The following is a 12,816-nucleotide window of genomic DNA, read 5'->3' as shown; positions in this document are numbered from 1 at the left end:
TGTGCCTCAATCCTCTCGCAGGTTCTCGAACAGCGCAGTCGACAGGTAGCGCTCGCCGAACGACGGCACGATGACGACGATGTTCTTGCCCTCGGCCTCCGGGCGCGCGGCGATCTGCAGCGCGGCCCAGATCGCGGCGCCCGACGAGATGCCGACGAGGATGCCGTCCTGGGTGCCCACCGCGCGCGCGGTGTCGATCGCGTCCGCGAACTCGACGTCGACGACCTCGTCGATGACTCCCTGGTCGAGGACCGCCGGCACGAAGTTCGGGCCGATGCCCTGGATCTTGTGGGGTCCGGGCGTTCCCTTGGTGAGCAGCGGCGAGTCGGCGGGCTCGACGGCGATGACCTTCGCGCCGGGCACGCGCTCCTTGAGCACCTGGCCGACGCCGGTGATCGTGCCGCCCGTGCCGATGCCGGCGACGAAGTAGTCGACGGCACCGTCGGTGTCGCGGATGATCTCCTCGGCCGTGGTCTCGCGGTGGACGCGCGGGTTGGCCTCGTTCTCGAACTGGCGCGCGAGGACGGCGCCGGGGATCTCGGCGACGAGCTCCTCCGCCTTGGCGACGGCGCCCTTCATACCACCGGCCGGGTCGGTGAGCACGAGCTCGGCACCGTAGCCCTTGAGCAGCAGGCGGCGCTCGATCGACATGGACGAGGGCATCGCGAGCACGACGCGGTAGCCGCGGGCGGCACCGACCATGGCGAGCGCGATGCCGGTGTTGCCGCTCGTGGCCTCGACGATCGTGCCGCCGGGCTGCAGCTGGCCGGACTTCTCGGCGGCGTCGACGATGGCGATGCCGAGGCGGTCCTTGACGCTCGACGCCGGGTTGTAGAACTCGAGCTTGGCGATCACATTGCCGCCGAGGCCCTCCGCGGTGCGGTTGAGGCGCACGAGGGGGGTGTTTCCGAAGGCGGAGGTGATGTCGGGGTGGATGCCGGTCATGTCAGGCCTTTCAGCGGTGGTCTGCGGGTGGGCACAAGCCTATGGGGACGTCCCCGCCGTGAGTCCTTGTGTGACAGCGGCCCGGCCACGGGCGAGTACTCTGCCGGGCTTAGGCTGGACAGGCCCATGGCTTCACCCGAGACACCCCCGACCGTCGCCGCCTGGCTGCGTGATGCCGCCGCGCGCCTGGCGCACGCCGGCGTGCCCGACCCCGACGTCGACGTCGAGCTGCTCGCCGCGTTCGCGCTGCAGACCGGCCGCGGGGGAGTGCAGGCCGCCGCCATCCGCGGGGACGCCCTTCCCGCCGGGACAGCGCAGCAGCTCGAGGCGCTGGTCGAGCGCCGCGCGACGCGCGAACCCCTGCAGCACATCACCGGTCTCGCCCCCTTCCGCCATCTCGAGCTGCGCGTCGGACCCGGCGTCTTCGTGCCCCGGCCCGAGACCGAGATGGTGGCTCAGCTGGCGATCGACGCGCTCGCGGCCGCGGCATCCCCCTCTCCGATCGCCGTCGATCTCGGCACGGGAAGCGGCGCGATCGCCATCGCGATGGCCACCGAGGTGCCGCACGCCCGGGTCTTCGCGGCCGAGAACTCGGTCGACGCCTTCGTCTGGACGAAGGAGAACTTCGAGCGCGCAGGGGCCGACAATGCCACGCTCGCCTTCATCGATCTGGCTCACGCGTTCCCCGAGCTCGACGGCACGGTGTCGGTCGTCGCGTCGAATCCTCCGTATGTTCCGGATGCCGCGATCCCGCGCGATCCGGAGGTGCGGTTGTTCGACCCGCCCGCCGCGCTGTACGGAGGCGAGGACGGCCTCGACGTGGTGCGGATCCTCAGCGGTGTGGGGCTGCGGCTCGCGCACCCGGGCGGCACGATCGTCATCGAGCACGGCGAGTGGCAGGGCGAGGCGATCCGCGACCTGCTCGCCGCCGACGGCTGGCGCGCGGCATCCACTCATCCCGATCTCACGATGCGCGACCGCGCGACCACCGCCATCCGCCCCTGACACCCGTCCCTGCGCGCCGCGGATCCCCAGGCGCCCTTGATTAGACTGTGCGCGACATGTCCCCCATCTTCGATTGCCGCGATGAGGCACAGCTCCTTTCCGGCATGCGTCAGGCGCGCCAGGCCATCGGCCGCGGCGACCTGGTCGTCATCCCCACCGACACCGTCTACGGAGTGGCGGCCGACGCATTCAGCGCGAAGGCGGTGCAGAAGCTGCTCGACGCGAAGGGACGCACCCGGCAGATGCCGCCGCCCGTGCTCGTGGCCGGCACCGCGACGCTGCGCGCCCTCGTCGCCGAGGTTCCCGAGCCGATCGAACGCCTGGTCGAGGAGTTCTGGCCCGGCGGGCTCACGATCGTCCTCCCGGCCCAGCCTTCCCTCTCCTGGGACCTCGGCGAGACGCGGGGAACCGTCGCCGTGCGCATGCCCGCACACCGCATCGCCCTCAAGCTGCTCGAGGAAACCGGCCCGCTGGCGGTCTCGAGCGCCAATCTGACCGGCAAGGCGGCGGGCATCACGGCGGAGGACTCGGAAGGGATGCTGGGCGACAGCGTCGCGGTCTACCTCAGCGACGGTCCGTCCACGACGGGGATCTCGTCGACGATCATCGACGCCACCAGCCTGGTCGGCCAGGCGGAGCCGCTCGTGCGCGTGCTTCGTGAGGGCGCCGTGAGCCGCGAGCAGCTGCGCTCGGTGCTCGGTGACCTGCTCGAGCCCGACCCCGAGGCCGACGAGGCCGACGGGCCCGTGGCCCACGAGCCCGAGGCAGTCGCGCCGCATCCCGCGCCCGACCCCGACGAGCCGGGCGGGCCGTGAAGCAGTACGTCTTCACCATCCTCTTCACCGCGGCGGTCACCTTCGCGCTGTCGTGGACGGTCTGGCGACTCGGGCTGAAGTACAAGCTGTATCCGGGCATCCGCGAACGCGACGTCCACAAGACGCCCACCCCGCGCCTCGGCGGCATCGCGATGTTCCTTGGCGTCGTCGCCGCGTTCCTGGTCTCGTCGCAGCATCCCTTCTTCGCCATCGTGTGGAACGAGCCCGCGCAGGTGTGGGCGATCCTCGGGGCGACGTGCCTGATCGTGGTCGTGGGGGTCGCCGACGACCTGTGGGACCTCGACTGGATGATCAAGCTCGGCGCGCAGTTCCTCGCCGCCGGCATCATCACGTGGTTCGGCGACCTGCAGATCTACTCGCTGCCCATCGGCGGGCAGGCGGTCGGCTCGAGCTGGGTCAGCTTCACGCTCACGGTGTTCTCGATCGTCGTCGTCATGAACGCGGTGAACTTCATCGACGGACTCGACGGGCTCGTCGCCGGCGTGTGCCTCATCGCCAACGGCGTCTTCTTCGCGTACTCCTACATGCTGGTGCGCGACACCGGCCAGAGCAGCTACTTCAACCTCGCGTCGTTCATCGCCGCGGTGCTGATCGGCGTGTGCATCGGGTTCCTGCCGCTCAACTGGCGGCCGGCGAAGCTCTTCATGGGCGACTCCGGCGCCCTGATGCTCGGCCTGCTCATGGCCTGCTCGGCGATCGCCGTCACGGGCAGCATCACGCCGGCCATGGTCGGCGACAACGACGAGTTCGGCCGCTCGCAGCTGCTCGGTGCGTTCATCCCGATTCTGCTGCCGGTGGTGATCGTGCTCCTGCCGCTGCTCGACTTCGGCCTGGCAGTCATCCGGCGCATGAGCAAGGGCAAGTCGCCCTTCTCGCCCGACCGCAAGCACCTGCATCACCGGATGCTCGACATGGGGCACTCCGACCTCGGTGCGGTGCTCATCTTCTATGCCTGGACCACGATCGTCAGCCTGTCGGTCCTGCTCATGTACATCGGCACGTCCGAAGGCTGGCCGGGGGACTACCTCCTCGGCGTGGCATTCGGGCTCGTCGGGGTCGTCGCGTGCCTCGTGGTGACCCTGCTGCCTTCCCGCCGGCCTGCGCCGGCTCCCGAGACCGTCCTGGAGGACGCCGCATGACCACCAACCCCATCTCGAGCACGCCGATCCTGCGCACCGTCCTGGTGTGGGGCGGGGCCGTCACCGGCGCGCTGGCGGTGCTCGGCGGGCTCATCGGGTTCCTCGTCGCCGGCACGGACGGGCTGTGGAGTGCGCTGGTCGGCGTGCTGGTCGCGGCCGCATTCCTCCTCATCACCGTCGCGAGCATCCTGATCGCCAACCGGTGGTACGGCGACCCTCTCTACGTGCCGCTGTTCTTCGGCATCGTGCTCGGCGGATGGATCCTGAAGTTCCTCGTGTTCATCGTGCTGCTCCTGGTGCTGCGGGGTCAGCCGTGGATCGAGCCGATGGTCTTCTTCCTCGCCGTCGTCGTGGGCGTGCTCGCCTCGCTCATGGTCGACGTCATCGTGCTGCTCCGGATGCGCGTGCCGCACGTGAGCGACGTCACGCTGCCGACCGACCCCGAGGCCGGCGACCGACGCGATGACGCCGAGGAGGGGGAGCGCGGGCGCCCCGGGGCGGATTCAGGCACCTCTCAAGTTTGATAGGCTCTTCCTGCGCCCGCCTGCTCGCCTAGCGAGCACTTGCGGAGTGACGCTCATCGACCATCGTCGCAACGGTTCTCGACCGGTGCCCCGAAGCTGGAGCCAGCGCTGTTTACTCATGCTGCGACCCTGATCGCCCCCCTTGCCGCCGACGCGCCGCCGGAGTTCCACGGCCCTTCGATCGAAGAGTTCTTCCCTGAGATCCTCTTCACGCTGGCGGGGGTGCCGATCCACCGGATCCACCTGATCCAGTTCCTGGCGACCATCGCCGTCGTGCTGATCTTCTGGCTCGGCACTCGTCGCATGCGTGTCGTGCCCGGCCGGTTCCAGAGCCTCGTCGAGATGGGTCTCGACTTCGTCCGCGTCAACATCGGCGAGGACCTCCTCGGCAAGAAGGACGCCCAGAGGTTCCTCCCGATCCTGACGACGATGTTCTTCATGATCCTGTTCATGAACATCACGGGCATCATCCCGTTCCTGAACATCGCCGGCACGAGCATCATCGCGGTGCCGCTGACGCTCGCGGTCGTGAGCTACATCACGTTCATCTACGCCGGCATCAAGAAGAGCCCCAAGAACTTCTTCAAGAACTCGCTCTTCCCGTCGGGCGTGCCGTGGCCGATCTACATCATCGTCACGCCGATCGAGCTCATCTCGACGTTCGTCATCCGCCCCGTCACGCTCACGCTCCGACTCCTGATGAACATGATGGTCGGCCACCTCCTCCTGGTGCTGTTCTTCGCCGCCACGCAGTTCTTCATCGTCGACATGGGCGGCTGGTGGTCGATCCTCGGCGCCGGCAGCCTCGCGTTCGGCTTCATCTTCACCCTGTTCGAGATCCTGGTGGCTGTCCTCCAGGCCTACGTCTTCGCCCTTCTCACCGCGGTCTACATCCAGCTCGCGGTCGCCGAAGAGCACTGATACGGGACGGCCGGAAGGCCGCCCACAACCGAAAGGAAACACCCCCGTGGACGCAACTACGGTTCTCGCCGAGGTCTCCGGCTCCATCGCCACCGTCGGTTACGGTCTCGCCGCCATCGGCCCGGCCATCGGCGTGGGCATCGTCGTCGGCAAGACGATCGAGGGCGTGGCCCGTCAGCCCGAGCTGGCCGGCCGTCTGCAGGTCCTGATGTGGATCGGTATCGCCTTCACCGAGGCGCTCGCCTTCATCGGCATCGCGACCGGCTTCATCTTCGGCTTCTGATCGCTGACTTTCGACCTAAGGAGACAGGATGCTGAACGCTCTTGTCGCGTACGCCGCGGAGGAGGGTGCTGCACCCAACCCGCTCATTCCCGCGTGGTACGACATCATCTGGTCGTCGGTGTGCTTCATCGTCATTCTTCTCGTCTTCTGGAAGGTCGCCCTTCCGAAGATGAAGAAGCTGCTCGACGAGCGTTCCGCCGCGATCGAGGGGAACATCGCCAAGGCCGACGAGGCCCAGCGCAAGGCCGAGGCGGCACTCGAGGAGTACACCGCCCAGCTCGCCGACGCGCGCAAGGAAGCCGGTGAGATCCGCGACGCCGCCCGTGAGGACGGCAAGAAGATCGTCGCCGAGGCGAAGGACACCGCTGCCGCAGAGGCCGCGCGTCTGACCGCGACCGCGCACTCGCAGATCGAGGCCGAGCGCCAGACGGCCCTCGTGTCGCTGCGCAGCGAGGTGGGCACGCTCGCCCTCGACCTCGCCGGCGGAGTGATCGGCGAGACGCTGTCCGACGACGCGAAGGCTCAGGCCGTCGTCGACCGCTTCCTGGCCGAGCTCGAGGCATCCGAGGCAGAGAAGGCGTCGAAGTAATGGGCAGCGCGACCACTCAGGCCCTCGCGGCGACGACGAAGGCGCTCGACGCCACGTCGGGCGTCGACCTCGACGTGGCCGGCGAGCTGTTCGCCGCGGCGCGCGCCGTGGGCGACTCGTCGCAGCTGAGCGGCGCGCTCGCCGACTCCGCCGCTTCGCCCGAGGCACGCACCAAGGTCGTCGCCGACGTCTTCGGCCGTGCCGTCTCGCCGGCCACCGTGTCGCTGCTGACGGCCGCCGTCGCGCAGCACTGGTCGTCCGCGTCCGACCTGGTCGACGGCATCGAGGAGCTCGCCATCCGCGCCGCGGTGGTCGCCGAGCCGTCGTCCGACGTCGAGGACGAGCTGTTCCGGTTCTCCCGCACGGTCGCGGAGAATCCCGAGCTCGAGCTCGCCCTGGGCAGCCGTCTCGGGGATGCCTCGGCCAAGGGCGCGCTCGTCGACTCGCTCCTGGCGGGCCGCGCCAGCAAGGCGACGTCGCTGATTGCGGCATCCCTCGTCCAGCAGCCGCGCGAGCGCCGCGTTCGTCAGCTGCTGTCGCGGGCCACCCGCCTCGTCGCCGACCAGCGTGGCCGCAAGGTCGCGACCGTCTTCGCCGCGTCGCCGCTGAGCGCGGCGCAGGCCGACCGCCTCGCCGACGCGCTCTCGAAGCGCTACGGCACGCAGGTGTCCATCAACACCGTGGTCGACCCGACGGTGGTGGGCGGGCTGCGCGTGCAGATCGCCGACGACGTCATCGACGCCAGCGTGTCGGCCCGGCTGGCCGATCTCCGTCAGAGGCTGGCCGGCTAGCACAGACTTCCCGCCGCAGGCGGAGATCTCGGGGCAGAGCCCCACACACAGAATTTGGAACAAAGGGAAGACCATGGCAGAACTGTCAATCAGCCCCGACGTCATCCGTGACGCGCTGAAGGATTTCGTCGCCGCCTACGAGCCCACCGGGGCAGCGGCGACCGAGGTCGGCACCGTCATCGACGCCGCCGACGGCATCGCACACGTCGAGGGACTCCCCGGCGTCATGGCGAACGAGCTCGTGACGTTCGAGGACGGCACGCTCGGCCTCGCGCAGAACCTCGACGAGCACGAGATCGGTGTCGTCGTCCTGGGTGAGTTCTCGGGCATCGAGGCCGGCCAGGCCGTCACGCGCACCGGCGAGGTGCTGTCGGTTCCGGTCGGCGAGGGCTACCTCGGCCGCGTGGTCGACCCGCTCGGCAACCCGATCGACGGACTCGGCGAGATCGCGAGCATCGAGGGCCGTCGTGCGCTCGAGCTGCAGGCGCCCGGCGTCATGCAGCGCAAGTCGGTGCACGAGCCGCTCCAGACCGGCATCAAGGCCATCGACGCGATGATCCCTGTCGGCCGCGGTCAGCGCCAGCTGATCATCGGCGACCGCCAGACCGGCAAGACGGCCATTGCGATCGACACGATCATCAACCAGAAGGCCAACTGGGACTCGGGCGACGTCAGCAAGCAGGTCCGCTGCATCTACGTCGCCATCGGCCAGAAGGGCTCCACGATCGCTGCCGTCAAGGGCGCGCTCGAGGACGCCGGCGCCATGGAGTACACGACCATCGTCGCGGCGCCCGCGTCCGACCCGGCCGGCTTCAAGTACCTGGCGCCCTACACCGGCTCGGCCATCGGCCAGCACTGGATGTACGACGGCAAGCACGTCCTCATCATCTTCGACGACCTGACGAAGCAGGCCGAGGCCTACCGCGCTGTGTCGCTGCTGCTCCGCCGCCCGCCGGGCCGCGAGGCGTACCCCGGTGACGTCTTCTACCTGCACTCGCGTCTGCTCGAGCGCTGCGCGAAGCTCTCGGACGAGCTCGGCGCGGGCTCGATGACCGGTCTGCCGATCATCGAGACGAAGGCCAACGACGTGTCGGCCTACATCCCGACCAACGTGATCTCGATCACCGACGGCCAGATCTTCCTTCAGTCCGACCTGTTCAACGCCAACCAGCGTCCCGCGGTCGACGTCGGCATCTCGGTCTCGCGAGTCGGCGGTGACGCGCAGGTCAAGTCGATCAAGAAGGTCTCCGGCACGCTCAAGCTCGAGCTGGCCCAGTACCGCTCGCTCGAGGCGTTCGCGATGTTCGCGAGCGACCTGGATGCCGCGTCCCGCCGCCAGCTGGCCCGTGGCGCGCGCCTCACCGAGCTGCTCAAGCAGCCGCAGTACTCGCCGTACCCGGTCGAGGAGCAGGTCGTCTCGATCTGGGCCGGCACCAACGGCAAGCTCGACTCGATCGAGGTCGAGGACGTGCTGGCATTCGAGCGCGAGCTGCTGGACTACCTGCGTCGCAACACGACGATCCTCGACACGCTCCGCGACACCAACGTCCTCGATGACGACACCGTCGCCGAGCTCGGCAAGAAGACCGACGAGTTCATCCTCGAGTTCCAGGCCGGCAAGGGCCAGACGATCTCCAAGCCCGGCCACGAAGAGGTCGCGGCGGCAGAGGCCGAAGACGTGAACCAGGAGAAGATCGTCAAGGGCCGCCGCTAAGGCGACACCGGACAGAGACAATGGGCGCACAACTCCGGGTCTACAAGCAGAAGATCAGCACTGCTCAGACGACCAAGAAGATCACGAAGGCGATGGAGCTCATCGCGGCTTCGCGCATCCAGAAGGCGATGGCGCGTGTGCGCGCGTCGTCGCCCTTCGCGCGGGCCGTGACGCGAGCCGTCTCCGCCGTGGCGACGCACTCGAACGTGGAGCACCCGCTCACGACGGAGCGCGAGGTCATCCGCCGCTCAGCGGTGGTCATCTTCGCCTCCGACCGCGGCCTCGCCGGCGCGTTCAACTCGCAGATCCTCCGTGAGGGCCTCGAGCTGGCCGAGCTGCTGCGGCAGCAGGGCAAGGAGCCGGTGTTCTACCTCATCGGCCGCAAGGCCGTCGGGTACTTCCAGTTCCGTCGCATGGAGGCGGCTGCGGAGTGGACGGGCGACACCGACACCCCGCACTTCACCACGGCCGAGGAGATCGCGGCGACGCTGCTCTCCGCGTACGACCGCGGCGGCGAAGACGGCGGAGTCGACGAGATCAACCTCGTCTACAACCGCTTCGTCAGCATGATGACGCAGACGCCCGAGACCGTGCGCCTGCTTCCGCTCGAGGTCGTCGAGGCCGAGGAAGCGGCATCCGCTCAGGTGTACCCGCTCTACGAGTTCGAGCCGGACGCCGAGACCGTGCTCGACGCGCTCCTGCCGGTGTACATCCAGAGCCGCGTGTTCAACGCCCTCCTGCAGTCGTCGGCCGCGAAGCACGCGGCGACGCAGAAGGCGATGAAGTCCGCCAGCGACAACGCCGACAAGCTCATCACCGACTACACCCGCCTGCGCAACAATGCTCGCCAGGCCGAGATCACGCAGCAGATCGCCGAGATCGTCGGCGGCGCCGACGCCCTGGCGTCGGGCAAATAGACCACACGAAAGAGAAGAAGCCATGAGCCTCACCGCAGAGAAGACCGAGACCGCGGTCGTCGGCCGCGTCGCGCGGGTCACCGGGCCCGTCGTCGACATCGAGTTCCCGCACGACGCGATCCCCGACATCTACAACGCGCTCAAGACCACGATCACCATCGAGGGCGAGTCGACCGAGATCACGCTCGAGGTCGCCCAGCACCTCGGTGACGATCTCGTCCGCGCCATCGCGCTCAAGCCCACCGACGGCGTCGTCCGCGGTCAGGAAGTGCGCGACACCGGCGAGCAGATCACCGTGCCCGTCGGCGACGTCACCAAGGGCAAGGTCTTCAACGTGACCGGGGAGGTCCTCAACGCCGAGCCCGGCGAGACCATCGAGGTCACCGAGCGCTGGCCGATCCACCGCAAGGCCCCGAACTTCGACCAGCTCGAGTCGAAGACCCAGATGTTCGAGACCGGCATCAAGGTCATCGACCTCCTCACCCCGTACGTGCAGGGTGGAAAGATCGGCCTGTTCGGCGGTGCCGGCGTCGGCAAGACGGTCCTCATCCAGGAGATGATCCAGCGCGTGGCGCAGGACCACGGTGGTGTGTCGGTGTTCGCCGGTGTCGGCGAGCGCACCCGTGAGGGCAACGACCTCATCCACGAGATGGAAGAGGCCGGCGTCTTCGACAAGACCGCCCTCGTGTTCGGCCAGATGGACGAGCCGCCGGGCACGCGTCTGCGCGTGGCCCTGTCGGCGCTGACGATGGCGGAGTACTTCCGCGACGTGCAGAAGCAGGACGTGCTCCTCTTCATCGACAACATCTTCCGCTTCACGCAGGCCGGTTCCGAGGTGTCGACGCTGCTCGGCCGCATGCCGTCCGCGGTGGGCTACCAGCCCAACCTCGCCGACGAGATGGGTGTGCTCCAGGAGCGCATCACCTCGACGCGTGGTCACTCGATCACCTCGCTGCAGGCGATCTACGTGCCCGCCGACGACTACACCGACCCGGCTCCGGCGACCACGTTCGCCCACCTCGACGCCACCACCGAGCTCTCGCGTGAGATCGCGTCGAAGGGTCTGTACCCCGCCGTCGACCCGCTCGCGTCGACGAGCCGCATCCTCGACCCGCGCTACATCGGCGACGACCACTACCGCGTGGCCACCGCCGTCAAGCAGATCCTCCAGAAGAACAAGGAGCTGCAGGAGATCATCGCCATCCTCGGTGTCGACGAGCTCTCCGAGGAGGACAAGATCGTCGTGTCGCGCGCACGCCGCATCCAGCAGTTCCTCTCGCAGAACACCTACATGGCGAAGAAGTTCACCGGTGTCGAGGGCTCCACGGTCCCGATCAAGGAGACCATCGAGTCGTTCGACGCCATCGTCAAGGGCGACTTCGACCACGTCGCCGAGCAGGCCTTCTTCAACGTCGGCGGCATCTCCGACGTCGAAGAGGCGTGGGCCCGCATCCAGAAGGAGAACGGCTGATCATGCCGCTCAACGTGAGTCTCGTCTCCGCCGACGCGGAGGTCTGGTCGGGAGAGGCGTCGCTCGTCGTCGCCAAGACCGTCGAGGGCGAGATCGGCTTCATGTCGGGTCACGAGCCGGTGCTGGCGATCCTGGCCGAGGGTCAGGTGCGCATCACCCAGACCTCGGGCACCAAGATCGTCGCGAACGCGCAGGACGGCTTCCTCTCCATGGAGGGCGACAACCTGACGATCGTCGCCGGCAACGCGGCGCTCATCTCCTGACGAACCTCGGATCGAAACGCCCCAGTCCGCTCGCGGACTCGGGGCGTTTCGTCTCTGCCACGACATCACGGGACCCATGCTGATCCTCCTTCCTCCCTCCGAGACGAAGCGGCCGGGGGGCCGCGGCCGCCCGCTCGACCTCGGCGGCCTCACGATGCCGTCTCTCGCGCCGCAGCGCGCCGCCGTCGTCGACGCGCTGGTCGCGCTCTCGGCCGACGAAGCGGAAGCAGCGAGGGTGCTGAAGCTCGGGCCTACCCAGCTGGGCGAGGTCGCGGTGAACGCGGCACTGCGCGAGGCGCCCACCATGCCCGCGGTGGACCGGTACACCGGTGTCCTTTTCGACGCGCTGGATGCGGCATCCCTTCCCGCGGTCTCCCGTCGGTGGCTGGGCGCGCATGTCCGCGTGCACTCGGCTCCGTTCGGACCGGTGGGCGCCCTCGACCCGATCCCGTCCTACCGACTCGGCGCGTCGGCGACGCTGCCGGGACTCGCGTCCCTGAAGAAGGTGTGGGCGGATGCCGTCACCGCGGCGCTGGCGGAGGAGCGCCCCCGGTTCGTGCTCGACCTCCGCTCCGAGGCGTACGTCGCACTCGGGCCCGTGCCGGCGTCGGTGCGCTCGGCGTACGTGCGGGTCGTGTCGGAGTCCGAGGGTGGCGCCGCGCGGGCGCTCAACCACTTCAACAAGCACGCGAAGGGCGCGTTGGTGCGGCGCCTGGCCGAGGACCGGCCGCGGGTGAACTCGCTCGCGGGATTCGTGAGCTGGGCGGATGCCGGGGGCCTGCGCGTGCGCGCCGGAAAGTCCGGGGAGCTCGAGCTGTTCGCCTGAGCCCGCCCTCCGGCGAGTTGCCGGCTCCGGCGACTTCCGCTTCGTCAACGCCGCAGGAAGTGGCAACTCGACGGGCGAAGGAGCGTCAGTGCCGGGTGTGCTGAGCGGTGCGCTCCGTGTTCTCGGCGATCGCGATGAGCGCCACGACGGCCTCGATGATGAACCTCAGCGCGATGACCGCGATGAACGCGACGAGCGGCACGATGATGATCGTCGCGATGATCGCGGTGACGCCGGCGCCCACGTTGATCCACAGCAGCGATGCGCCGCCGACGATGCCGTTCACGAGGTACACGATGAAGCCGATCGCGATGGCGATGAGGCCCACGACGTAGAAGACGCTCGCGAGGCGGCGCGTGATGAACGTGCGGAAGCTGATGTCGAACAGCGCCGCGAAGAAGCCACGGCCGACGGCGGCGACGTCGTCGTCGAGCGACCGCGGCACCCCCGTGTCGTCGGGGTCGGTCGCGGGGTCGTAGGCGGGAGCGGATGCCTCACCCGGCGTCGCCGCGGAGCGCGCGGCGTCTGCGGCAGGCTGCTCGGGGAGGGGCGGGACGGGGGGAGTGGGGTCGGTCATGGTGATCCTTCCGCT

15 protein-coding genes are annotated in these 12,816 nt (G+C 68.8%); 13 read left to right on the top strand and 2 right to left on the bottom strand.

What is annotated here, in order from left to right:
* Positions 1-6 precede the first annotated feature (6 nt).
* Positions 7-945 carry a cysteine synthase A gene (gene cysK / locus ACFC1W_RS13205; protein ID WP_375993281.1) on the bottom strand — a complete coding sequence of 313 codons (939 nt, stop codon included), beginning with the start codon at positions 943-945 and terminating at the stop codon, positions 7-9.
* Between the two features lie 126 nt (positions 946-1,071).
* Between cysK and prmC the strand changes: the two genes are divergently transcribed.
* The 13 genes from prmC (at position 1,072) to ACFC1W_RS13140 (ending at position 12,224) form a co-directional block, all read left to right on the top strand.
* Entirely contained in the window at positions 1,072-1,950 is an 879-nt protein-coding gene (gene prmC / locus ACFC1W_RS13200; RefSeq protein WP_375993278.1) for a peptide chain release factor N(5)-glutamine methyltransferase, read from the top strand.
* A gap of 56 nt (positions 1,951-2,006) precedes the next feature.
* The gene (locus ACFC1W_RS13195; protein WP_375993275.1) at positions 2,007-2,765 is read left to right on the top strand and encodes an L-threonylcarbamoyladenylate synthase; all 759 of its coding nucleotides are present in this window, start codon (positions 2,007-2,009) and stop codon (positions 2,763-2,765) included.
* Complete coding sequence (locus tag ACFC1W_RS13190; protein ID WP_375993274.1) at positions 2,762-3,925, top strand: MraY family glycosyltransferase; 1,164 nt, start codon at positions 2,762-2,764, stop codon at positions 3,923-3,925. Before ACFC1W_RS13195 ends, ACFC1W_RS13190 begins: the two co-directional genes overlap by 4 nt.
* Complete coding sequence (locus ACFC1W_RS13185) at positions 3,922-4,449, top strand: hypothetical protein (protein ID WP_375993271.1); 528 nt, start codon at positions 3,922-3,924, stop codon at positions 4,447-4,449. The genes ACFC1W_RS13190 and ACFC1W_RS13185 overlap by 4 nt, the downstream gene beginning before the upstream one ends.
* A 129-nt stretch (positions 4,450-4,578) precedes the next feature.
* Complete coding sequence (gene atpB / locus ACFC1W_RS13180; RefSeq protein WP_375993988.1) at positions 4,579-5,370, top strand: F0F1 ATP synthase subunit A; 792 nt, start codon at positions 4,579-4,581, stop codon at positions 5,368-5,370.
* Positions 5,371-5,416: 46 nt separating this feature from the next.
* A complete protein-coding gene (atpE, locus tag ACFC1W_RS13175) occupies positions 5,417-5,653 on the top strand; it encodes an ATP synthase F0 subunit C (protein ID WP_159845304.1) in 237 nt (78 codons plus the stop codon).
* Positions 5,654-5,681: 28 nt separating this feature from the next.
* Positions 5,682-6,242: a F0F1 ATP synthase subunit B gene (locus ACFC1W_RS13170; RefSeq protein ID WP_375993269.1), complete on the top strand. Its 561-nt coding sequence runs from the start codon at positions 5,682-5,684 to the stop codon at positions 6,240-6,242.
* A complete protein-coding gene (locus ACFC1W_RS13165; protein WP_375993266.1) occupies positions 6,242-7,033 on the top strand; it encodes a F0F1 ATP synthase subunit delta in 792 nt (263 codons plus the stop codon). The genes ACFC1W_RS13170 and ACFC1W_RS13165 overlap by 1 nt, the downstream gene beginning before the upstream one ends.
* 73 nt (positions 7,034-7,106) lie before the next feature.
* The gene (gene atpA, locus ACFC1W_RS13160) at positions 7,107-8,747 is read left to right on the top strand and encodes a F0F1 ATP synthase subunit alpha (protein ID WP_375993262.1); all 1,641 of its coding nucleotides are present in this window, start codon (positions 7,107-7,109) and stop codon (positions 8,745-8,747) included.
* Between the two features lie 20 nt (positions 8,748-8,767).
* A complete protein-coding gene (locus tag ACFC1W_RS13155) occupies positions 8,768-9,664 on the top strand; it encodes a F0F1 ATP synthase subunit gamma (protein ID WP_191763280.1) in 897 nt (298 codons plus the stop codon).
* Positions 9,665-9,686: 22 nt separating this feature from the next.
* On the top strand, positions 9,687-11,135 hold the full coding sequence (atpD, locus tag ACFC1W_RS13150; protein WP_375993260.1) for a F0F1 ATP synthase subunit beta: 1,449 nt from the start codon (positions 9,687-9,689) through the stop codon (positions 11,133-11,135).
* A 2-nt stretch (positions 11,136-11,137) separates the two neighbouring features.
* The gene (locus tag ACFC1W_RS13145; protein WP_214465893.1) at positions 11,138-11,398 is read left to right on the top strand and encodes a F0F1 ATP synthase subunit epsilon; all 261 of its coding nucleotides are present in this window, start codon (positions 11,138-11,140) and stop codon (positions 11,396-11,398) included.
* Positions 11,399-11,474: 76 nt separating this feature from the next.
* Positions 11,475-12,224, top strand: coding sequence for a YaaA family protein (locus ACFC1W_RS13140; protein ID WP_375993257.1), 750 nt, complete (start codon positions 11,475-11,477; stop codon positions 12,222-12,224).
* Between the two features lie 85 nt (positions 12,225-12,309).
* Here ACFC1W_RS13140 and ACFC1W_RS13135 read toward each other — a convergent pair whose 3' ends face one another.
* Positions 12,310-12,801: a DUF4282 domain-containing protein gene (locus tag ACFC1W_RS13135; RefSeq protein WP_375993255.1), complete on the bottom strand. Its 492-nt coding sequence runs from the start codon at positions 12,799-12,801 to the stop codon at positions 12,310-12,312.
* Between the last annotated feature and the right edge of the window lie 15 nt (positions 12,802-12,816).

This window comes from Microbacterium sp. NPDC056003 (genome assembly GCF_042274785.1).
In the GTDB taxonomy this organism is placed as follows: Bacteria; Actinomycetota; Actinomycetes; order Actinomycetales; family Microbacteriaceae; genus Microbacterium.
Note: the sequence above shows the minus strand (reverse complement) of the source record. Positions and strands in the feature narration are given on the sequence as shown.

Bases quoted from the DNA above. Each gene is read 5' to 3' on its own strand.
- cysK (WP_375993281.1), bottom strand. From the start codon at position 945: ATGACCGGCATCCACCCCGACATCACCTCCGCCTTCGGAAACACCCCC.
- prmC (WP_375993278.1), top strand. From the start codon at position 1,072: ATGGCTTCACCCGAGACACCCCCGACCGTCGCCGCCTGGCTGCGTGAT.
- ACFC1W_RS13195 (WP_375993275.1), top strand. From the start codon at position 2,007: ATGTCCCCCATCTTCGATTGCCGCGATGAGGCACAGCTCCTTTCCGGC.
- ACFC1W_RS13185 (WP_375993271.1), top strand. From the start codon at position 3,922: ATGACCACCAACCCCATCTCGAGCACGCCGATCCTGCGCACCGTCCTG.
- ACFC1W_RS13170 (WP_375993269.1), top strand. From the start codon at position 5,682: ATGCTGAACGCTCTTGTCGCGTACGCCGCGGAGGAGGGTGCTGCACCC.
- ACFC1W_RS13165 (WP_375993266.1), top strand. From the start codon at position 6,242: ATGGGCAGCGCGACCACTCAGGCCCTCGCGGCGACGACGAAGGCGCTC.
- atpA (WP_375993262.1), top strand. From the start codon at position 7,107: ATGGCAGAACTGTCAATCAGCCCCGACGTCATCCGTGACGCGCTGAAG.
- ACFC1W_RS13155 (WP_191763280.1), top strand. From the start codon at position 8,768: ATGGGCGCACAACTCCGGGTCTACAAGCAGAAGATCAGCACTGCTCAG.
- atpD (WP_375993260.1), top strand. From the start codon at position 9,687: ATGAGCCTCACCGCAGAGAAGACCGAGACCGCGGTCGTCGGCCGCGTC.
- ACFC1W_RS13145 (WP_214465893.1), top strand. From the start codon at position 11,138: ATGCCGCTCAACGTGAGTCTCGTCTCCGCCGACGCGGAGGTCTGGTCG.
- ACFC1W_RS13140 (WP_375993257.1), top strand. From the start codon at position 11,475: ATGCTGATCCTCCTTCCTCCCTCCGAGACGAAGCGGCCGGGGGGCCGC.
- ACFC1W_RS13135 (WP_375993255.1), bottom strand. From the start codon at position 12,801: ATGACCGACCCCACTCCCCCCGTCCCGCCCCTCCCCGAGCAGCCTGCC.